Source organism: Aquimarina macrocephali (assembly GCF_051627225.1).
GTDB lineage: Bacteria > Bacteroidota > Bacteroidia > Flavobacteriales > Flavobacteriaceae > Aquimarina > Aquimarina macrocephali.
In genome coordinates, this window is record NZ_CP151795.1 from 5,349,028 (window position 1) to 5,370,924 (window position 21,897).

The 21,897-nt window shown below is 30.5% G+C and carries 27 protein-coding genes; 24 read left to right on the forward strand and 3 right to left on the reverse strand.

Annotation, left to right across the window (positions count from 1 at the left end; translation table 11 throughout):
• The first annotated feature begins 139 nt into the window (after positions 1 to 139).
• From AAFU52_RS23750 to AAFU52_RS23845, 20 genes are all read left to right on the forward strand, one after another.
• Complete coding sequence (locus AAFU52_RS23750; protein ID WP_438423865.1) at positions 140 to 907, forward strand: YwqG family protein; 768 nt, start codon at positions 140 to 142, stop codon at positions 905 to 907.
• A gap of 308 nt (positions 908 to 1,215) precedes the next feature.
• Positions 1,216 to 2,055, forward strand: a complete 840-nt coding sequence (locus AAFU52_RS23755) for a hypothetical protein (protein WP_024771918.1) — start codon at positions 1,216 to 1,218, stop codon at positions 2,053 to 2,055.
• Positions 2,056 to 2,311: 256 nt separating this feature from the next.
• The gene (locus AAFU52_RS23760; protein ID WP_438423868.1) at positions 2,312 to 3,067 is read left to right on the forward strand and encodes an isocitrate lyase/PEP mutase family protein; all 756 of its coding nucleotides are present in this window, start codon (positions 2,312 to 2,314) and stop codon (positions 3,065 to 3,067) included.
• 1 nt (position 3,068) lies between these two features.
• A complete protein-coding gene (locus AAFU52_RS23765) occupies positions 3,069 to 4,127 on the forward strand; it encodes a bifunctional transcriptional activator/DNA repair enzyme AdaA (protein WP_438423871.1) in 1,059 nt (352 codons plus the stop codon).
• A gap of 146 nt (positions 4,128 to 4,273) precedes the next feature.
• Positions 4,274 to 4,852: a hypothetical protein gene (locus AAFU52_RS23770; RefSeq protein WP_438423873.1), complete on the forward strand. Its 579-nt coding sequence runs from the start codon at positions 4,274 to 4,276 to the stop codon at positions 4,850 to 4,852.
• A 143-nt stretch (positions 4,853 to 4,995) separates the two neighbouring features.
• Positions 4,996 to 5,544, forward strand: coding sequence for a hypothetical protein (locus tag AAFU52_RS23775; RefSeq protein ID WP_024773107.1), 549 nt, complete (start codon positions 4,996 to 4,998; stop codon positions 5,542 to 5,544).
• A gap of 214 nt (positions 5,545 to 5,758) precedes the next feature.
• A complete protein-coding gene (locus AAFU52_RS23780) occupies positions 5,759 to 6,274 on the forward strand; it encodes a hypothetical protein (RefSeq protein WP_438423875.1) in 516 nt (171 codons plus the stop codon).
• A 159-nt stretch (positions 6,275 to 6,433) separates the two neighbouring features.
• Positions 6,434 to 7,030 (forward strand): hypothetical protein, encoded by a 597-nt coding sequence (locus AAFU52_RS23785; protein ID WP_438423876.1) that lies wholly within the window; start codon positions 6,434 to 6,436, stop codon positions 7,028 to 7,030.
• Positions 7,031 to 7,242: 212 nt separating this feature from the next.
• Positions 7,243 to 7,872, forward strand: a complete 630-nt coding sequence (locus AAFU52_RS23790; RefSeq protein WP_438423878.1) for a transglycosylase domain-containing protein — start codon at positions 7,243 to 7,245, stop codon at positions 7,870 to 7,872.
• Positions 7,873 to 7,991: 119 nt separating this feature from the next.
• Positions 7,992 to 8,369, forward strand: coding sequence for a DUF4844 domain-containing protein (locus tag AAFU52_RS23795; protein ID WP_438423880.1), 378 nt, complete (start codon positions 7,992 to 7,994; stop codon positions 8,367 to 8,369).
• A gap of 154 nt (positions 8,370 to 8,523) precedes the next feature.
• Positions 8,524 to 9,141, forward strand: coding sequence for a hypothetical protein (locus tag AAFU52_RS23800; RefSeq protein ID WP_438423883.1), 618 nt, complete (start codon positions 8,524 to 8,526; stop codon positions 9,139 to 9,141).
• Between the two features lie 45 nt (positions 9,142 to 9,186).
• On the forward strand, positions 9,187 to 9,642 hold the full coding sequence (locus AAFU52_RS23805) for a hypothetical protein (RefSeq protein ID WP_024772825.1): 456 nt from the start codon (positions 9,187 to 9,189) through the stop codon (positions 9,640 to 9,642).
• Between the two features lie 79 nt (positions 9,643 to 9,721).
• Positions 9,722 to 10,129, forward strand: a complete 408-nt coding sequence (locus AAFU52_RS23810) for a hypothetical protein (RefSeq protein WP_438423886.1) — start codon at positions 9,722 to 9,724, stop codon at positions 10,127 to 10,129.
• A 194-nt stretch (positions 10,130 to 10,323) separates the two neighbouring features.
• Positions 10,324 to 10,824 (forward strand): hypothetical protein, encoded by a 501-nt coding sequence (locus tag AAFU52_RS23815; RefSeq protein ID WP_438423888.1) that lies wholly within the window; start codon positions 10,324 to 10,326, stop codon positions 10,822 to 10,824.
• A 211-nt stretch (positions 10,825 to 11,035) separates the two neighbouring features.
• Positions 11,036 to 11,437 (forward strand): ankyrin repeat domain-containing protein, encoded by a 402-nt coding sequence (locus AAFU52_RS23820; RefSeq protein WP_024772647.1) that lies wholly within the window; start codon positions 11,036 to 11,038, stop codon positions 11,435 to 11,437.
• 263 nt (positions 11,438 to 11,700) lie between these two features.
• Positions 11,701 to 12,066, forward strand: a complete 366-nt coding sequence (locus AAFU52_RS23825) for a glyoxalase (RefSeq protein WP_438423890.1) — start codon at positions 11,701 to 11,703, stop codon at positions 12,064 to 12,066.
• A gap of 118 nt (positions 12,067 to 12,184) precedes the next feature.
• Complete coding sequence (locus tag AAFU52_RS23830; protein WP_438423892.1) at positions 12,185 to 12,856, forward strand: DUF6796 family protein; 672 nt, start codon at positions 12,185 to 12,187, stop codon at positions 12,854 to 12,856.
• Between the two features lie 156 nt (positions 12,857 to 13,012).
• Positions 13,013 to 13,657 (forward strand): hypothetical protein, encoded by a 645-nt coding sequence (locus AAFU52_RS23835; protein WP_438423893.1) that lies wholly within the window; start codon positions 13,013 to 13,015, stop codon positions 13,655 to 13,657.
• Positions 13,658 to 13,843: 186 nt separating this feature from the next.
• Positions 13,844 to 14,341: a DinB family protein gene (locus AAFU52_RS23840; protein WP_438423895.1), complete on the forward strand. Its 498-nt coding sequence runs from the start codon at positions 13,844 to 13,846 to the stop codon at positions 14,339 to 14,341.
• 122 nt (positions 14,342 to 14,463) lie between these two features.
• Positions 14,464 to 15,501, forward strand: coding sequence for an alpha/beta hydrolase family protein (locus tag AAFU52_RS23845; RefSeq protein ID WP_438423897.1), 1,038 nt, complete (start codon positions 14,464 to 14,466; stop codon positions 15,499 to 15,501).
• Between the two features lie 27 nt (positions 15,502 to 15,528).
• Here AAFU52_RS23845 and AAFU52_RS23850 read toward each other — a convergent pair whose 3' ends face one another.
• On the reverse strand, positions 15,529 to 16,137 hold the full coding sequence (locus tag AAFU52_RS23850; RefSeq protein WP_438423899.1) for a TetR/AcrR family transcriptional regulator: 609 nt from the start codon (positions 16,135 to 16,137) through the stop codon (positions 15,529 to 15,531).
• 73 nt (positions 16,138 to 16,210) lie between these two features.
• On the opposite strand from AAFU52_RS23850, the gene AAFU52_RS23855 reads away from it, so the two are divergent.
• The gene (locus AAFU52_RS23855; protein ID WP_438423900.1) at positions 16,211 to 17,074 is read left to right on the forward strand and encodes an alpha/beta fold hydrolase; all 864 of its coding nucleotides are present in this window, start codon (positions 16,211 to 16,213) and stop codon (positions 17,072 to 17,074) included.
• A 178-nt stretch (positions 17,075 to 17,252) separates the two neighbouring features.
• Here the strand turns inward: AAFU52_RS23855 and AAFU52_RS23860 are convergent, their stop codons facing one another.
• The gene (locus tag AAFU52_RS23860; protein WP_438423902.1) at positions 17,253 to 17,882 is read right to left on the reverse strand and encodes a TetR/AcrR family transcriptional regulator; all 630 of its coding nucleotides are present in this window, start codon (positions 17,880 to 17,882) and stop codon (positions 17,253 to 17,255) included.
• A 54-nt stretch (positions 17,883 to 17,936) separates the two neighbouring features.
• Here AAFU52_RS23860 and AAFU52_RS23865 point away from each other — a divergent pair, with 54 nt between their 5' ends.
• Complete coding sequence (locus AAFU52_RS23865) at positions 17,937 to 18,794, forward strand: alpha/beta fold hydrolase (RefSeq protein WP_438423903.1); 858 nt, start codon at positions 17,937 to 17,939, stop codon at positions 18,792 to 18,794.
• 41 nt (positions 18,795 to 18,835) lie between these two features.
• Here AAFU52_RS23865 and AAFU52_RS23870 read toward each other — a convergent pair whose 3' ends face one another.
• Positions 18,836 to 19,513, reverse strand: coding sequence for a class I SAM-dependent methyltransferase (locus AAFU52_RS23870; protein WP_438423905.1), 678 nt, complete (start codon positions 19,511 to 19,513; stop codon positions 18,836 to 18,838).
• Positions 19,514 to 19,638: 125 nt separating this feature from the next.
• Between AAFU52_RS23870 and AAFU52_RS23875 the strand changes: the two genes are divergently transcribed.
• Both AAFU52_RS23875 and AAFU52_RS23880 read left to right on the forward strand, forming a co-directional pair.
• On the forward strand, positions 19,639 to 20,070 hold the full coding sequence (locus AAFU52_RS23875) for a GNAT family N-acetyltransferase (protein ID WP_438423906.1): 432 nt from the start codon (positions 19,639 to 19,641) through the stop codon (positions 20,068 to 20,070).
• A 211-nt stretch (positions 20,071 to 20,281) separates the two neighbouring features.
• Entirely contained in the window at positions 20,282 to 21,679 is a 1,398-nt protein-coding gene (locus AAFU52_RS23880) for a hypothetical protein (protein ID WP_438423909.1), read from the forward strand.
• Positions 21,680 to 21,897: the final 218 nt, after the last annotated feature.

The following is a 21,897-nucleotide window of genomic DNA, read 5'->3' on the forward strand; positions in this document are numbered from 1 at the left end:
ATTGTATTTTTGGTAAGGCGCAATGCTTGCAAAAAGTAAAAGTTAGCAACCAATGCGCAGAAAAACCGAAAAGCAAGGTAACATTTTGCCCTGCTACGACACATATATTAAACGTTGTGTACAATAAAAACAAACATTAATGATTCCAGACTTTTTAAAGAAATTTGAATCAGATTTAAAAAAATACGAACGAGAATTTGTTCGAATAAAGGCGAAACCTAGAAAAGAAAAACTTCTTGAAGATAATTTAGAATTAACTGACAGTAAATTTTTAGGGTTTCCTTTTTTTCCAAAAGAGAAAGAATATCCGAAAGATAAAAGCGGAAAGCCAATGATAATGATTGCTCAACTAAATTTTGAACAAATCCCTAAACTTGAACATTTTCCTGAGAATGGAATTCTACAACTCTTCCTTTCATCAACGGATTGGTATGATGAAGATTCAAAAATTATTTATCACTCAAAAGAAGAATTAAGTAAACAAACATTAGCTGACTTTTCATTTCTGTCAATTAACGATTACGAAGAAATGCCAATATATAAACTTCATCAACTTTTTTTTGAAAAAGGAATTGATAAAGGAGGTTCTGAGGACTCTCAGTTTGACTATCTCTTTGATGAAACCGATTATTGGGATTTCACAGAAAACTTGAATGAAGAACAAGAAAAACAATTCGGAGAATACTTTGACTCTATGGGGCATAAAATTGGTGGGTATGCCGAATTTACTCAATCAGACCCAAGAGATTATAATGCAGAACAAAGAAATGATATTCAAGTTTTACAAATTGATGTTGATGACCACATAATGTTTGGAGATAGCGGACTTGGACACATTTTTATAAATAAAGAGAATCTAATTAAAGAAGATTTTTCTAAAGCTTATTTTTATTGGGATTGCTGTTGAAAAATTACTGTACACAACAGGGTGTATAAAACATAGCTAATAAGTGTTAATTTGAAAGATTTGTGCTTATTTATATAGTATGCCAAATTTTTAATTTGGCTTTAAAAGAGAAAAGTTAAAACAAAATATAAAAATTCGGCTCGTGTTTAATCCGAAAAGTTAGCGTCTTTTTACACGCTACGTTCCATACACAAACCGTTGTGTAGCATTGGAAAATAGGTTTAACTCACCAAAAAGTATAGTTCACTCATTATTGGTTTTCTTTTCAAGAGAACGGATTTATATTTCGGAGAACTAAAACCAAACAAATGAAATCATTCTTTACTCTATTACTTTTTTCAAATCTTATTTTCGCTGCAAGTCCACAATTGCCTGACCTACTACTAATTGGAAAAGACACGATTTACATCTATCATTTACCCATTAATGAACTAAAAAAATCAGTTCAAAAACAATTTATTGATAATATATCAACCATAAATAACGAAATTGGAGTTTCACTAAACTTATGGAGAAGATACAGAGGGGTTTGGGAGTTAAATGATGATAAATTATTTCTTATTGATATTAAGAATGTGGACAATGCGCAAGAAATAATGAAAAAAACCTTTCCAAAAAAATACAAAGACGGAAAAGTATTTGCTAATTGGTTTTCCTCTTATTTGACAATTCCAAAAGACGAAATGCTTAAATGGGATGGAATTTTTAGCAGAACGTACAGAAAAGAAGAAAAACTCACTTTTAAAAAAGGTAAATTGATAAATTGGGAGCTAATTCAAAATTATGTTGATTTAGAAAACGGAATTTCAAGATTAAAAAAAGACATTGTAACTAAAAAAATATTCGAATCTATAAACAAACTGGATTGGACTGTACTTTCGGACTGTGAATGTGATGACGAATATTACGTCACTATTGGAAAGAATGGAATTGTAGACAAAGTAAAATTTGTTCCGTATCTGGACACAAAATGGCAAAACTTTTGGTATTCCTTTAGTCACAGAAAATGTACTCGTCTAATCAGAAAAAAATTAACTGAATTACAATTTGATATTGTAAAGTGGAATGGAAAACCCTATAAAGATCAATATAGAATTGAGTTATTTTATGATCAAAAAACTAAAACATTAGAAAACTGGACAAAATGAAAACACTACACAACATCAAGTATGATGTCACAGCAGTTAAGTGATAACCCAAAGGTTCTTGTATATTTGCGGTGGCGCAAAGATTTTATTGAGAAAAAGTTATAAAATCAGCGCAAATAAGTCGATAGCAAGGTAACATTTTGCTCTGCTACGATACATACTTATAACGTTATGTGCAAGCAGAAAAAAATACTCGTCCAATTTTCGGTTGCTGACTAAATTTCATCATCGTTACTTTGCATCAAAATTAAAACAGATGGAATTTAAAGACTTACACAATCAGGAAAAACCCTTATTAATCGGAAATGTCTGGGACGTACCAAGTGCGAAAACTGCCGAGAAACTAAATTTTCAAGCAATAGGAACATCGAGTTCCGCAATCGCTTCAATTTTGGGATATAATGATGGCGAAGAAATGGAGTTTTCCGAATTAGAATATTTCGTTAAGCGAATTGCATTAAACTCAAAATTACCTTTATCGGTCGATTTGGAATCGGGATATAGCCGTGAACCAAATGAGATTGCCAATAATATTAAAAGATTAGCGAAATTAGGTGTTGTTGGTATAAATATCGAAGATAGTATTGTTAATGATAAACGGGAACTACTAAATGCTGATAGTTTTGCAAAAACACTTTCAAAAATCAAGGAACTTTTGGAAAATAAGAATACTAATATTTTTCTAAATGTGCGAACCGATACTTTCATCCTTCTTCAAGAAAACAGAATAGAAGAGACAAAAAAACGGATAGAACTTTACGAAAAAGCTGGTGCAAACGGAATTTTTGTGCCTTGTATAGAAAACAAATCTGACATTCAAAAAATTGTAAATCATACTGCTTTACCAATAAACGTTATGTGTATGCCCAATCTACCCGATTTTGGGACGTTAAAAGATTTAGGTGTTAAACGGATAAGTATGGGTAACTTTATATTCGAAAAGATGTATAACCAATTTGAGAAAACCACTCAAAATGTGATAAAACAACGGTCGTTTAATTCAATATTTTAAGATGCTAATTACCGAAAACAAAAAAATAGAAACATTTTACAAAGCTCTGTTAGATAGAAAACAGAGCTTTGTTGGTATTTTCTTTGTTGGAGTTAAGACTACTTCGGTTTTTTGCATTGCAACTTGTAGAGCAAGAAAACCTAAATTAGAAAATGTAGAATTTTATACCACATTCAAAGAGGCTTTAGACAATGGTTACAGACCTTGCAAAATATGTAAACCAACAGAAAATGCTAATCAAGCACCTGAACAAGTTGAGAAAGCAATTAAATTCGTCAAAGAAAATCCCAAAGAAAAAATAACAGATTATCAGTTGCGACAAATGGAAATTAGTCCAGAAATCGTTCGCAGATGGTTTAAAAAAAATTATGGTATGACTTTTCAAGCATATCAAAGAATGTATCGTATAAATAATGCTTTTTTAGAATTAAAGAAAGGAAAAAATGCAACAAATACAGCTTTTGACACAGGCTACGAATCATTAAGCGGTTTTGGTTATACTTTTAAAAAACTGGTAGGAAAATCACCAACTCAAAGTAGAGACAAAAATATTATTCTGATAAACAGACTTACTACACCTTTAGGTCCGATGTTCATTTGTGCAACAGACAAGGGAATTTGTCTATTGGAGTTTGTTGATAGACGAATGCTCGAAACCGAATTTAAAGATTTACAAAGATTATTAGATGCAAATATAATTATTGGAGAAAATCAACATATCAAACAAGCCAAAAAAGAGATTAAAGAATATTTCGACGGTAAAAGAAAGGTTTTTGACGTAAAACTTGAAACACCTGGAACTGATTTTCAAAATGAAGTTTGGAAATGCTTGCAAAAGATTGATTATGGCAAAACCACAACCTATCAAAGTCAAGCAGAAAAAATCAATAATCCAAAAGCAATTAGAGCAGTTGCTTCAGCAAATGGCTTTAATAGAATTTCAATTATTGTACCTTGTCATCGAGTAATAGGAAAGGACGGAAAAATGACTGGTTATGGCGGAGGAATTGAACGAAAGAAATGGCTAATTGAACACGAACGGAATAACGCCTGCACATAACAATGTATAAAAATAATAGCGGTTTTGGTGCTAAATCCAAAGTAAGTAAATATAAAAAAGGTCTATGTTTAACTGAAAATTAGTGCGTTTTAGTCCGCTACTATTCTTATACCAACCGTTAGCATTAATTAAACCAAAATGACATTATGAGTGATTTGCAAAAAATAAAATTCTCTAATACTATCCGCTATTATGAGATTGCAAAGAACTCTTATGAAAATGTTGAACTGCTCGCTAAGAATAGAAATGATGAATTAAAAAAACAACCTATTAACCATAGTCAATTGATTAAATATGCAAATTCAGTACATAATGAAGCGATTATTACTATTGTATTCTGTACAATGACTTTGGAGTCATATATTAATGAATATGGAATCACGAATTCATCTCGAAGTTTTTTTCAAAACCATTTAGAAAAACTAAATCTGATTTCAAAATTCACTTTAATTCCAAAACTGAATAATAAACCTGAATTAAAAACAGACAAACAAGAGTTTCAAAATTTAAAGTGGTTAATTAATTTGAGAAATGACTTAACACATTATAAGATTAAGGAAAAAGATGTAGCCGATATCGATATGACCAAACCTATTTCCCAAAAAGATTTTATTTTGGAAGAGCACGCACAAAAAGCAATTAAAACATTAGAAGAAACAATAAATATATTAGAACCGGACAAATTGAAATTTTTTAATCAATTATGGCTGAATAAAAAAAACTAATGCTAACACCGTATAAAAATAATTGCGGTTTGGTGCTAAATCCAAGGTCGTTGCGTGTTTGTAACATCTGATTTTCCTTCGGAAAATCCTCGCATACAAACCCGCAACTATTCTTATACATAAACGTTGCCAGCAATTAGAGAATGACGAAATCAGAAACAAGATTATTAATTGGAATTGGAATTCTGATTTTGCTAATCGATATTTTACTTATGAAATATTGGATTAGTAATATTAAACCTTACCCATTTATGTCTGTTGGAGTTGAATCTCACAGACTTGAAATATTCGGAGTAAACATTCTGATTGGAATTATTACTTTCTTTATAAGAAAAAGACTTTCGATTTTATTTTTCCTCAATACAATAGTTTGTTATTGGATATTCTCATTTTTCTGGAATTCATACTTGGAGAATAATCCTTACTCGCAAACTATATATGATTTTAAAATTGAGGAGAGAAATATTCAATTAAGAATTTCCGAAAACCCGAATACTTACGGAATTTATGAATTGAACCCAAACCCAGTGGATTCTCTGACAGTAATTGAAATGGGAATGAATGAAAAAAGAGGAGATAGTATTGTGTTGAAATGGTGGAATGGGGAAATCCAAGAAATGTATTTTTATGATGATAAGTTAATCGGATTACCTGAAAACCCAAACCCTATTAAACTGAACAAAAAGGAATGAAAAACTACTGGCAACACGGTGTATAAAACATAGCTAATAAGTACTAAACCGAAAGGTTTGTCTTTATTTGCAAAGATCGCCAAGTTTTTAATTTGGCTTTAAAACTTAAAAATTAAAACAAAATATAAAAAATTGGCTCTGTGATAAATCCAAAATGTAGTATCTTTTTACTCGCTACGTTCCATACACTGAGCCGTTGGCAACAAGCTGAGAAATGAAATACATATTAAACAATCTAATTCTGATTTTAACTTTGGTTTCGACCAAAGCAATCGCCTGCAACTGTGCAATTCCTAAAAGTCTAAAGGCAATTCAAGACCATGAATTTGAAAACTCAGAATGTATTTTTATTGGAGAAATCATAAAAATTGACTCTGAAAATAATTCTTTTGAGATAAAGGTTATTGAGTCATTCAACGGAGATGAAATCGGAAAAACATATAGCGGAATTTATGACAAGTATTGCGGACCAATAATTGACGAAAAAGGGAAATGGCTGATTTACGGAAATCTAAACTCTGAAAATTTGATTAAAATAAATACTTGCGGACTAACACGTAGTTTAAAAAATCCTGAAAATAACATTTCGGCAACAATACCACCTGAACCATTAGCACCGAATGAAACAGGATCAAAAGCTAAATTTGCAAAGCAAAGAGTTGAATGGAAAATTAGAGCTAAATCTAATTTGGAGAAGGAAATAATTGATTTAAGAAAACGAATAAAATAAAAGCCAGTTGCCAACACCGTGTATAATTCATTGCTAGTTAGTGTCTACTTGCGAAAGTCCTAGCGGACTTTCTATCTGTGTTTTATTTGCTAAATTTAGTGCTTAAACATCGCAACGAGATCATACACCAATACGTTATGCACAACCAAGAAAAACATCGTGACTGAAATAAAAGATATATATTTAAATAAAGAATTACGTGTAGGCGGATTTCATGAATTGACTATTCAAGTTTGTCCAAGCTCGAATATGGAGCCAATAAAAAAATACACAGAATATATTAAATCTCTTGAAAATGTAGATGGACCATTTGATAGAAATTTTGAGTTAACGAATATCGAAATTGAAACTTTTGAACACGAATGGATTTTAAATTTAGAGAATATATCTATTCCGTTTAAGACATTTAATATTCACGAAAACGAACCTATTGAAACTGGATTTAATTGGTTTGATATATGCTTTTACACAGAAACAATCGAACAACTATTTGGGGAGGAATACAAAACGTGGAATGAAAGCCCTAAATGTCCACCCGAACTGACTGACTTTTTTAATAGAACAATCACCGATTTAAATAATATTTACAAATTTCAATTAGCAATGATAGATTTTGAAATTTCAGGTCAGTATTATTTAGCGGACTTAAATAAGGATTTTAATAATTGGACAAATTCGAACTTCTTTGTGAACGAGGAAAATTCGCATCTGATTTCGGAACGGAATAAAGGAATTGTGAAAATAATAAGTGGATAAATGGCAGTGCATAACACGGTGTATAAAACATAGCTAATAAGCTCTGAATCCAAAAGTCTGTGTTTATTTTCGGAGACCGCCAAATTTTTAATTTGGCTTTAAAATGAAAAATTAAAACAAAATATAAAAATTCGGCTCTGTGTTTATCCGAAAAGTTAGTGTCCTTTTACACGCTACGTTTCATACACAAACCGTTAGCCATAATAATCGAAATGAAGAAAAGAATTCTAAAACTTTCTAAAATATTATTCCTCTTAGGGCTGATTGCAAGCATAGCTTTGTATTTTTTTATTATCAATTCTTGGAAATTTCATCTGACAGAATCTGAACTTTCAGAATTTACAGAAGACATAAAGCGAGCTGAAAAATTGCCTGAAAAGTTTTACGAACTTTACAATATGGAATTTGACGGATCCCTTGAAAATGCAATAGTTAAGCAAGAATTTAGATCTCTGATGTCTGGAACTAACAAATCCTCAATCAACCTTTGGACTTCGAGATTCTATTTACATATGAATAATAAAAAGTACTATAAAAACATGTTCTTTACAGCTCATTCACTTGCTCTAAAGACTGAAAAGAAAACTACAAAAAAAGAGAATCTGAATTGGATTATGAACGAAATGGATTTTCTTAATTTACAAAATGGAATTAAATCAGCTTCTATTTTCTATTTCGGTAAAGAATTATTTAAATTGAATGACAAAGAATTGGCTACTTTAGTAATTATATCAAAAAATCCATCTTTATATAATCCACTGAGGAGACCAGAACTTGTGAATCGAAAAGCGGAAAGTTTAATGAATAAAAAAACTATGGCTAACAAGATGTATAAATCATAGTGGCTGCGCCACAACGATTCATACATGAAACGTTGGCAACAATTTGAGAAATGACGAAATACATCAAAATATTAGTTCTGTTTTTAACTTTATCTGCTTGCGGACAAAATGCAACCGAAATGAAAACACCTGAAAATGCGAATGAAAAGTTTGCGGAATTTATTGCAAAGAAAAAATTCTATGCGGAAAATCATTCACCAAATATATCGGATGAAAAATTGAGACCAATATTGACTGAAAAAATCAACGAAGTCGCAACTGATTTTAAGCAAATTGCGGAATCTAAAAATCCGACTGACAAAAAATACCAAGAAGCGATTAGAATCGGACTTATAAAATTTCCAGAAATAGAATTAGGTTACGATTCTGAAGATAAAGAAAGGATTTTACTTTATTTTCAGGAAATAATGGACATTGTCGGACTTGAAAGTTCGAATGGACAGTTGAATAACTTTTATTATGGATTTGACCCAAATACTGTGAATAAAAAGAATTAAAAAACTGTTGCCAACACCGTATATAAAAAATTGCTGGTGTTTGGCTTAAATAAAGGTCGTTGCTTGTTTTGTTACGTCTGATTTTCCTTCGGAAAATCCTCGCACACAAAACCGCAACTTTCCATATACAAAACCGTTGTAGTGCATTGTGAAAATGAATGAAGTGATAAAAAATAGAAAATATAATCAACAAATAATCTGGGAAGGAGATTTAAAAGATGACTGCAAAGCAAAATGGTCTGGATTAATGTTGCGAGCTGAGTGGATGGACGAAGATTATTGGTGGTGGTGCGTTTATGACAACCTGAATAATGATATTCAAATTGACAGTTCAAATGAATATGGTGAAAGGTTTATTGGTGGTGAAATTGCAAGAAATAAAGCAGAGAAAATAGCAAAAGAATACTTAAAAAACGAATTAGTTTTAGAACTCAAAAAATCTCAACTAGAAACAAATTTTGATGAACTTATATCTAATTTGAAAACTATGGGAATTTCGCCGATGCAATCAATTATGACTCTTATAAAAGATTTTGACTTTGAATACTCAAAGGCAAAAGATAAAGTGTTTGATTCTCCTGTTTGGAAAGGATTACGCCAACAATCTGAAAATCTGACTCAAGCCTTCTTAAATATTGCAGCGGAAGATGCTGATAATGTTGAATATTATGATGACGGACACGTAAGTTCAATAACTTTTGACTTGACGAAAGAAGACTCAAATAAAAAACAAACCTTTTGGGATAGATTGAAAACTAGAATGAAAAAGTAAACGCACTACAACATTTAAAATAAGATGCTAAGAAGATTATAATAGATGAGGACTTATCCAGAAAACACTGAAGAACTAGAAAAAAAACACAGTTTTAGTTTTCCTTTAGATAACAAAAAGTTAGAGCTTATTCATAATAATGTAATTTTACGTAATGATATTGCATTCGTATTTTTCAAATCAAGAATCTTAAATTCACTGAAAATGCAAAATCTATTCGAAAACGAATTATCTAATGAGTCATTTTTGGACAAAAAATTTAACCAAACAGACAGACTTAAAATTTATAAAGCAATAAAAAACCAGCTTCCTCAGCCAGTTAGTGAGAGTAAGAAATTGAGTTTGTATTCTTTGTTTCATTTAAACGAAAAACCAAAAATAGATACTAGAGTATTAACAATTAAAGACTTAATTTGTGATTTAATCAAGCAAAACAGAGTAACTATTAAAGGGGAATTTGAAACTTTTTTTAAAGATGAGCTTGATAACTTAAAATACTAAAACGACACTACAACAATATGTAAAAATGCATTAAAACGCATTTTACATTAACCGTTGTACAACATCAAAATAGAATAAATTGACTACGGAACAAATTAGAAATGGATTTAAGAAATTTATTGGGGATGAAAAATATAATCATTTTGTTCTGACTCTTTATGAGGCATTTCCATTGAGGGGCAGATTGTTTTTTTGGCAAGAAGAATTGCTCAAAAAATTTTCGAATGAATTTCAAATTGACCAAATTGAATTTGAAAATGTTTATAACATATTTAATCATTGTCCAGTTCATAACTATGAATTAAAAAATGATGATGTCTCAATAGTTGATGGTGAAATCCTACCAGAAGAATTTTACCAAAAAGAAAAGAATCTTTTCCCTATGGCGAATTTCAATGCCCCAAGAAATTTAGAACGATTTCGTTATCCAAAAAGTGTTGCTATAGTTTACTGTGATAAATGTAGGAAGGTAAAAAGAGGATGGTAACGGAATAAAAAAACGTTGTACAACACCAAGTATGTGATCATAGCAACTAAGTGATGAATCAAATGGTTGTTGTATTTTTGGTAAGGCTCAATGCTTGCAGAAGGTAAAAGTTAGCAACCACTGCGCAGAAAAACCGAAAAGCATGGTAATATTTTACCTTGCTACGACACATATATTTAACGTTGTACATAATTATGAAAATACTAAATCTGATAAAAAAGAATTTGTTCTTAATAATAGTTTTGATTTATGGAATTTATTGGGTTTATGATTATTTCAGTACTCAAAAGGCCATTGAAAATTTGGATTTTGGAATAAATGCCAATGAATTAAGAAAATCATTGAATATCCCAATAATAGACGAATCAATGAGTTCGGATAATGGCTATAGATGGGAATCTTGGAGAGAAAAACCAAAACAAAATGAAATACTTCACGTCTGGAAAAATGTGACGCCGTCTGAATCAAAAAAAATGATTTTAGAGCACGAATTCGATGCTTATAGAAAACTAAATTCTGATGGAAAAATAGCGCAGTTTAATATTATTAGTGAAATAATTGGTGATTCTGTTTCAATGAGAAGCGGAAAATTATTCTACTTTGACTCTGAATTTAGAAACGAAATAAATCTTAACGAAAGAGAAATTGATAGTGTGAGTAGAAGTTGGGGTTTAAACTATTTGAAAAAAAAATAACTATGTACAACAATGGCTATAAGTAATACGGGTTTTGGTTTTTAATCCAAATTTTAATGTATTTATAAAGTCCGCCAAATCTTTTGATTTGGCTTTAGAACAGAAAAAGAAAAAACAAAATAAAAAGTTTTGGTTAAGTGCTTAATCGAAAGTTCACTACTTTTAACTCCCGTACTAACCATAGCCGAAGCCGTTATAGGTAATTCTCATCATGAAAAATGACTTTGAAAAAATTTGTAAAGCAGCTTTTGAAGGAAATTTAGATAAGCTAAAGTTACTGTTAAAAAATAAAATTGAACTTAACCAAAAAGGTGAATTTTGGACACCACTTCATTCTGCAATTGAAAACGAAAATCTAGATTGTCTAAAATTATTACTTGATGAAGGTGCAGATGTTGAGTTTATTGGAACTGATGGAGAAGGTTTTCCTTTAGACCATGCTGTTGATATAGCTGTCCAAGCGAATATTAACACGGGAAGAAAAGAAGGAGAAGAAAATTTGGATATTATAAACGCTCTTTTGGAGGCTGGTGCGAATCCAAAAACAGGAATCCAAACGGCTAAAAACTATGGAGCTACGAAAATACTCGAAAAACTAAATTCATATTTATAAAAAACCTGTAACACCATATATAGCAAATAGGGCGATTAGTGTTTAATCAAAAGGTCATTGTCTATTTGCAAAGTCGCCAAATCTTTTGATTTGGTATTTATTAAAAGAGAAAAATTAAAACAAAACACAAAAGATTTGACTTGTGGTTAAACCGAAAATCCTTACGGATTTTCTATTCGGTTTGTATTTGCTAAATTAGTTGCTGAAACACACAACGAAATCACATATAAAACCGTTGTATGTAATTTAGTAAAATGCTCAAAATGAAAATAGAAGGAAAATCCATTAGGCCTTTTATTGGTTCTAAAAACTATACTATTTCTCGAAATTTTTATATTGATTTGGGATTTGAGGAAATAATTACCTCTAAAAAAATGTCTTATTTCTATATTGGAAAATTCGGATTTTATCTACAAGACGCTTTTGTAAAAGATTGGGTTGATAACTCAATGGTTTTCTTCGAAGTAGATAATTTGGAAAATACTTTAAAAACTATACAAAGTTTAAAATTGACTAAAAAGTATAAGAATGTACGATTATCTGAAATTGTATATAAAGAATGGGGAAACGAGTTTTTCCTTCACGACCCTTGTGGAATATTATGGCATTTCGGTGAATTTAATTCCTAATAATAATAAGATTGAAAAACTACTTACCTAGACAGTAAAGAGAATTTTGACACGAATCATGAAAGTAATTAGTATTATTATTACAAATAAAAAACGGCATACAAAATAACAGCAATCAATGAAAATTAATCAGTTTTGGATTAGAGTTTTTGGAATATTCGGAATAATTGGTGGACTAACTCTATTTGCCGGAGATATGCTTTTTTACTATGATCCAAGTAATACCAATTTAAGAGAGAATATGGGGAATGCATCTAACTTTAGGATTATGACAAGTGGCGTTACTGCTCTGTTAGCTGCTTGGTTTTATATGCTTGGAGTGATTCAAGTATATCATGCGTTCAAACCAAGTAAACCTGTTTTAAGGAATACTTTATTATTTTGCTTTAGTGCTATCGTAATAGCTTATGGAGTTATCCATGGTGTGTATGTTTCTATTGCAACATCAGCAAAATTGGCTACTCAAAATAATCTTGAGATGAATGAGGCTGTCTCACTTGCTGTAGAAACTAATAATGTTTTGAGGTTATTTGTTTATCCAATTTTTGGACTTTTATCAATTTTATTTATCGTTCAAGTTTGGAAAAGAAAAACTTTATATCCGAGATGGATTATTCTTTTTTTTCCACTTATACCTTTTTTGATTCAAGGCTTTATTTGTGAAAATTTGTCGGGTAGTACTTGGATTATAGTATGTGGAGGGTATTTAAATCTAATTTTAATCATCTTTTTTATCGCATCTACGATTGCTTTGTGGAATATCAAACGAAGTGAATCAAATAGTGAATGAAGCACTGCATACAACAACATATATATTTAATTGTTCTTTCTGTATGTATTCTGTAAACCCTATGGATTTTCCTCTGGTTCGTTTTTCTTTTGCTAACTTAGTTCCTAGCCAACGTAACTAACCATACACGAATACGCTATAAATCATTTGAACTAAATGCAAAAATCAGTATCAATTATTCTACTTATAATTTTCAATTTAACTTTCGGGCAAGAAAAAGACGACCCAACGGAATCATTAATTTCGGAATTTAAAGCTGAAATGAAAAAGGAAAGTGTTTCGGACTTCTTTATTGTCAAGCATATAACTTATGGTTATCATTTTTTAATTTATAAAAAGGGAGATACAACTTCTTGCAAAACAAAAGGATATTACTTCACTATGTATGCGTTTTGGAAAAACAATGATGAAACATGGATTAAGAAATTTGATAATTGCGGGGCTTTTAACTCAATAAAATTAGTCGGTTCAAATCCAATTGGTTTTTATAAAGATAACGGTGATAAAATAAAAAAAGAAGAAGTCGAAATTTATACCGTAAGACCAGACAATATTACGAAAGATAAAGAATATTCTTACGTTTCTACTCGAAGTCATTCACCTCAAAGATATTTTTGGTTTTATCAAAACTCGACTGAATTTAAAAAGAAATTTGATAAATACAATTTAGAAACAGAAAAAGGCAATGAAAACCATAATTATGAATCAAATAACAATCTGGCGATTGCGAAACTCAATACCATTTGCGAAGGGATTATTGATAGTTTGAACAAGAAAGGATTGTTTAACCAACAGAAATAAAAATATGCTACAACACCAAGTACATAATCATAACAGTTACGTGATAACCTAATGGTTCTTGTATATTTGCTATGACATAAGGGTTTTATGTAGGGGGGAAATTATAAAATCAGTGCAGATTTGTCGATAACAAGGTAACGTTTTGCCCTGCTACAATACATATATTTAACGTTAGCATTTATTTTAATGAAATATCTTATCGAAAATATTATTCAACAATTAGTAGAAGTCCAAAATGGAAAATTATGGATAGGTAGTACTTTTACTAGCAAATTGAGTCAGGTAAACGAAAATGTAGTTTTCTTTAGACCAATTGAAAACTTACACAGTATCGCTGAAATAATTTCCCATTTGACATTGTGGAGAAAAGAGACAATTTTAAAAATCCAGACAGGTAAAGGAAGTAAAACAGATGATTGCGAGGAAAACTGGTTGACTAATGACAAACTGAAATTAATAGGTTGGCAATATATCAAATCGGAATATGATAAAACTCTGACCGAATTAATTAACTTATTAAAATCAAAAGATGATGAATTTCTGAATGAAGAATATTATGATACAGATTTTAAAGGTAATTATAAATATAGTTTTGTAATTAACGGAATGCTACATCACGATATTTACCATTTAGGGCAACTTGGAATAATCATTAAATATTTGAAAGAAAATAACAAATACTAATAATAGCTATAAGTAATTGTTTGTCCTACCATTCATATATAAACCATCGGTAGTAATTTAAAGAAACACTGTAACATTTTTTTTTTTCGTTTGTCTATAAATTTTAACTGACAAACTAATAAATGAAAAACACGTTAATAATTTTAACAGCAATCACCCTATTTCTTTCTTGTACCCAACAAAAAGAAAAAACGTTTAGAATAGGTCAAAAATCAGTAACGTTTGTAGATGAATCAAGAGATCGACCATTACTTACTGAAATATGGTACCCTACTCTAGACAATTTGACAAAAAAAGAGTCGAAAGAAAACCAAAAGGAACTTTTCAAGACCATCGAAACTATTCCGAATGCAACTATTCCGGATGAAAAATTCCCGCTAATATTAATCTCGCACGGAACAGGAGGCAATAGGTTTTCATTGACTTGGTTTATTGAAAAAATGGTAAAAGAAGGGTATGTTGTTGTTTCATTAGATCACTATGGAAATTCCACTTTTAATAAAATACCGAGGGAATTCGTAAAATGGTGGGAAAGAGCAATTGATGTTCAATACGTACTTACAAATATCCTTAACAATACTGAAATTGGAACAAAAATAGACACGTCAAGAATTGGTGGAGTTGGTTTTTCTTTGGGAGGTTATACAAATATCGCGTTGGCAGGTGGTTATGTAGATAGAACGATTAGAGAAAATGAAAAATCAGAGGATAGAGAAATGCCTGCCGAATTTCCCAAAACGGATGAAATTATAGATTTTGAAAATGACAGCCTTATCGTTTCATCCTATAATAAGTACAAAGATCATGTAAAAGATGATAGAATCAAGGCATTTTTTGTGATGGCGCCAGCAATTGGATTTGGATTCCATGCCAAAGAACAAACAAACAAAATTACTGCACCTGTTTTTATTGTAGCCGGAAAAGGTGACACAAATACACCGATAAAAAACAATGCCGAAAATTATCATCATTTAATCAAGACCAGCCAAATACACTTATTCGATAAAAATGTTGGACATTATGTGTTTTTAAATGAACCCACAGAATTCGGAAAAGAAGTCGCACCTAGTATAACAATAGACAAACCAACAGTTGACAGAAAAGAAATACACGAAAAAACATTGAAATTGGCGTTGGATTTTTTTAAGAGCACATTGTAAACCATTAGACCTTATTATAACGAAAGATTACCCTAAATAAGACTTATACTTTTCCATACCTTTTGTAGTAAGGTATGGAAAGATTAAGTTATTTACATAAACTACATATTTATCTTTTAAATCAACATCTAAAAAATTCTTGGGATGAAGATTTATAAAGAAAAAAGTACGCATTGCTCCACTTAAATCCATTAAATAATCTAAATCTTTATCGATTAACTCACCTCGCAATAATTCTTGAAGCTGTAACCCTTGTAAAATTTGCAAATATCCTTTTTTTCTATCTGCATTATCTTTTTCTAATTTTAAAGAAATATCTGTATAACTTCTCTTAATTTCTATAAAATCAACATAAAAAAACAAGTACTTTATTGAGATTTCAAAAGTAAATTTAGGTGCCTCTAATATGCCTTTTAATAAATTTTCATAATCAAATGTTTTTAAAATTTCTAAGGTCTCGTTTTGCATATCTTCATATAAGTTAAGAATCAATTGATTCTTTGTTTTAAAATGATATGTAACATTACCATAGCTAATACAAAGCTCTTTAGCAACCTCTCTTAGCGTAACATTTCTAAACCCCTTATTATTAAAAAGCGCTCTAGCTGTATTTTTAATCTTGTCTTTTGTTTTCATTATTTCACAAAAATAGGCTATTTGGACTAATTTAGATATATTTTAAATATCTTTGTTTTAAATTAAATGTACTGTGGCATCAATATACAAGAATAACCAGGCAAAAACAGATTTAATGAATCTGTACGATCAAAAATTAAAAGATTTACAAATTGACTATACCAACGTAGATGTTGACACAAAATTTGGAAGAACCAGAGTTGTAAGAACAGGGAATTCTAAAGGGAAAAAAATTGTAATGTTTCACGGTTATAATGCTGGTGCGCCAATTACATTAGAGGCAATTAAAGATATTTTAGACAAGTATTGTTTTTATGTTATCGAAACCATAGGGCAAGCAACTAAGAGCGAAGAAAAAATAATGAATATTAAAGACAATTCTTTTGCGCTATGGGTAGATGAAGTTTTGGAAAAATTGGAAATAAAAAAAGTAAATGTTGTTGGAATATCTTATGGTGCATTTATCGTTGAAAAGCTAATAACTTATAAACCACAACGTATTGAAAAATGTGTTTTGGTAGTTCCAAGCGGTATTGTAAATGGAAATATTTGGGAGTCTACAAAAAAACTTACTTTTCCGTTAATTAGATGGAGTATTACTAAAAAAGAAAAACATCTAAAATCTTTTTTAAGCGCATTTGTTCCTATTGAAGATGATTTTTTGTTTCAAATGTTAAGCCTAATAATGAAAGGTGTAAAATTAGACACAAGAATACCTAAACTATTAAAACCAAAAGAGGTTGAAAATTTTAAAGCTCCAGTATATGTAATTGCTGCTAAAGATGATGTATATTTTCCTGGAGAAAAAATTGCTCAAAGAAGTAAAAAGTTATTTTCAAATTTAAAAGAAGTTCATCTTTTAGAAAACTCAAAACATATGCCTTCTAAAAATTCATACCCAATTATTCAAAAAAAAATAGTGGAATGGATAAACTAGACATTAAGAACTATAGATATTACAAACTGGTTTGCAATAATCTGAAAAATTAATTACTAAATCTATACGTACTAGGAAAATCCTACAAATTCTCTCTTTGGTTTCTTTTCTTTTATTAATTTAGTTCCTAGTCAACAAAACCCTACACGAATCACACAAGAGGCATTGTAACATAATATCAACCAAAAAGATTTGGTAGTATTTTTTTAAATTCCTTTTGCCCTAGAGACGTAAGAAATGGATACAACATACTTAAAAGTGTATTTACGTGGTTATCTATATCATTTGAGTTAAGTTTATTAACGTATAACCTCGTAGAATATAGCCACGTATTTCCGTAATTAATCATTCTTTCTGCCAAAAAACTATACTCCAATTCAAAAGATGAATCTCTCATCAAATTTTGGTTTTTCATTTTTTCAAATAACAAAAAACAACCAGTGATTCTGCTTTTATAAACCTCTTGAAAATGTTTTTTTACTTTTTTACTTACAGTTAAAAGATTGTATAAATTTGTCCAGAAGAATTTATAATCAATCATTCTTATCATACTTTGTTCAATATCATTCCTAATTTGTGTTACTGAGACTTCTGTATTTTTTAAGTTCTTTATTCTCTCATCAAATTCTGAAACCATCTCAAAATATAAAGCTTCAAAAATATCCTCTCGCTTTTTATAATGGTAATTTAGATTTCCTGAACTCATGTCTAGTTTTAAAGCAATCATTCTTATGGTTACTTGACTGTAACCCTTTTCATTAAATAAAGTTCTAGCAACTTCTAAAATTAATTTTTTCTTTTTGCTCATTAGTAAACTTGTCCTAAAAAAATAATATTAGTAAATTTGTCCTAAAATTACAAAATGAAATCATTATATAAATCAGAATTTGGAAAAAATGAAATACTAAATCTTTATAATGAAAAATTAAATGATTTAGAAATAGAATTTGAAAACAAGATTATTGACACCAATTTCGGAAAAACCAATATGATTATAGTAGGTAATTCTATAAAGCCTCCTTTACTTTTAGTTCATGGATCTAATGGTTGCGCTCCCATCGCTTTAGAGACCTACCCTACTCTTTATAAAGAGTATCAGGTATTTGCTATAGATGTGCTGGCACAACCTAATAAAAGCGCTGAAATCAGATTAAGTATGAAAGATGAAAGTTATGGTTTATGGATAAACGATATTATCAATAAATTAGAGTTGAAAAATGTAACTATGGTTGGTTTCTCTTTCGGGGGACTAATAATTCTCAAAACTTTGATTCAAAATCAAAACAATATAAAAGAGGTATTCTTATCTGCACCCGCATTTATTGTAAATGGAAATCCTCTTATTGCTTTATTCAAGGTATTCATTCCTATGAAACGATATATAAAAACTAAAAACACAAAATATCTGGAAAAATTCTTGGAAGTCCTTTTTTCTGAAAGAGATGAATTTGCTCTTAACTACTTATCAAAAGTCTTTTTACATTTCAAAATGGACTTTACTCCTATTCCAACAATAAAAAAAACAGAAGCTCAATCAATAAAAACTCCGATTACTATTATCGCTGCAAAAAAAGACATTATGTTTCCTGGTAAAAAAATGATAAAACGAGCAAACAAAATTTTCCCTTCTTTGAAGAAAACCATTTTGCTGGAAAATTCGAAACACGTCCAAAATAGAATCGATAATAGGAAAATAGAAGAATTGATATTGAAAGAATAGGATGTAACAATAACATGCAAAATCAATTGTATAGATATAGTTTAAAAAATTTTATAAAACGTAGTTACTATAATCCCTTTATAACCATGTAAAGCAATAGACAATAATTGCTTTTCTTCTTTTACTTTAAAATTAAATGGTGGAGCTAATATGTTTAAACCACTTTGTTTTTTTAGTCTAATCCCTTGTCCAGAAATGATCTCTTTATTAGGTATAAAGTCTCCTTCAGGTATATGTTCTGTTAAAATAACATATTTAAAATCCGTTAATTTACTTACTATACTCTGCACTTCAGCATTTGATAAATGTTGTAATACTTGTCTTAATAAAACACAATCTCCAGAAGGTAAATCATCTACTGCGATATCCAAACAATGGAATTCTAAATTTTCTTCTTTAAATTTTTCTTTATTACGTGCTATAAGATCGGTTACTATATCTACCGCAACATACTTCTTTGTATGCTTCACCAATTCTTTTCCTACATTAAAATCTCCACAACCTAAATCACATACCGTAAGAGGTTTTTTAAAAGATGTTAAAAATGAAGTTAAAACATCTATATATGGATTTATTATATCAGGATGATGTGACCCTACACCAGAATAAAAATCAGATTTATTATCTCCCCAAAGTTTCATTTTATAAACCTGTTCCATAGCATCTTTAGTTGGCCACGGTTTCTTTATTCTTTTAGTTTCATTTTCTTTCTTCTTCATAAACACTCTATTGATCTATACATACTATAAAAGCATGATTATATATATATTCAAATGTACTATTAAAACAAACGTACAAATTATGTGTAATAACATATATTTGGTGATAACTAAATCCCATATAAGTGAAAAATATAATTACCGAAATTAAACAAATTACTTCTTCCGAGACTTTACCGATTCGACACAAAGTTATGTGGCCAAATAAACCGATAGAATATGTTGAATTGCCAAACGATGAAAATGCGAGACATTTTGGTTTATTTGTAAATGGAGAGATCACGTCTATAGTATCCTTATTTGTAGAGAATAATGAGGTACAATTCAGAAAATTCGCAACATTAATTGAATTTCAGGGATTAGGGTACGGAACAATTCTATTAAAAAGTATAATCGATTTAATAGAGAAAGAAGGGATTAAAAAATTATGGTGTAATGCTCGAGTGGAGAAATCAAAATTCTATGAGAGATTCGATTTAAAACCTACAGATAAAAAATTTGAAAAAGGTGGGATTGAATATATAATTATGGAAAAAACTTTTGCTAACAACGTATAAACTATATTAAAATGAAATTTATAAAATATTCCTTATAAATATAGTAAAGAGACCACGTTAATAAACGGGTATTATAATAAGAATAGATAAGGAGATTACCGTATATGTACGTATGTATTAAGGTACTTATACTAATATGAGATTGATTTGGGGTTAGTATATTGGTTTGTACTTATAAATAAGTACAATAACCAATATTAAAACCAAAACTATGACACAAAGTATTAATTCATCGAACATTACACCAATTACCATCTCCAATAATTTGTTTATGTGCGGCACAGATCAGTGGGCTCCAAAAGGAATATGTTATCAACCTACGGATTTTGTAGATCCAATTTCAGACAATAATTTAACTACTATTCAAGACTTGTTGAAAACAACAACAACTTACGGGTTCGCAAACATGAAAATAAACGCCATTCGTGTTTATCAAGTTGATCCAGCAAAAGATCACACAAAAGTCATGAATGCTTTGGCTGCTGCAGGAATTTATGTTTTAGTAGGTGCCGTGGATCATACAACAGTGCATGACGGTCCTACAGTGTATAACGCTCGATTAAAAGCTGTTGCGGATGAATTCTGTAAATACCAGAATGTTCTTGGGTTTTCAATAGGAAACGAAACAATTGATCCTGGTAAGGAAGGACAAAATCCAGGTTATGATATTCCAACTAAAATTAGAGCCGGGGCTAAATACCTGAAAGCATATATGGCAAAAAATTGTACTCGTACTGTTCCGGTTACTGCAGCACTTCGTGATGATCCTGATTTCACTATACCAGCAGCTAAAGCGTACATGTGTGGGAACGCATCAGAACGTCTTGATTTCTTAGGCTACAATTGTGAGCGTTGGGCTGGAGGAACACTCGCAGCAAAAGTTGGCGCTTATTATACATTAACAAAAGCATTTGAAGGCTCTAACCCTGTGCCGATAACTTTTACCGAAATGGGTTCGAATCCAAGAGCTGTCTCTCCAAGAACTTGGCAACAAGTTGACTATTTGTATGGAGGTACGAAACTCACACCACAATCAGGATCAGGCTCGCCAATAAATATGGCAGATGTCGTTTCGGGTGGTTTTGCTTTTAGATATTATGAGCGAAATGCAGGATGGGGGATGCTCACAACAAGCGGTGACGAAATTCCTAATCACGGTGCGAAATCAATCATTACCGAATATTCTAAAATAAAATCCTTTAGTAGTACAGGGAATACAATGGGGACTGCGCCATGTGATAAAAACAACCCATACGTTAAAGGATCTGCAATTCCAACATCAGGATTGCCATCGGCTGTAAAGGTAACATTGACAAATTCTATTACTACCCCTGCTACAGGGAGAAATATTAAATTCAATTATACATCAAATGTAAATGCTGCTAATCCAACTTGGCTTGAAGCAGTTTCTATTATAGCTAATGGTCCCAGTACAACATTCACCTTTCCCGCAGGTACAAATGGGATTTCAATGATTTATGAAGTTGATTCTAAGTGGGATCAAGGTTGTCAATTAAAGGGTCAAGCCTTACTTCGACTTGCAGATGGGGATACTATCCAAGGTAATTGGATGAGCCCAAATGGTAATGGAAATTGTTCGATTAGCTAAAACTTAATATTCATACTCTATAAAAGTATAGCAAAGGATATTGCTCAAAAACATAAACACCACCAATCTAGGTGTTTATGTTTTTGAAACTTTCGAACATATCTCCAATCAATGCTATGAACAGCACCTTCCCTCCTTCGGTATTTGATTTGCTTTAATTTGTTATCTTAGTTCTAACGCAACAAATCATACATAAACACTTTATGCATCATTTGGAA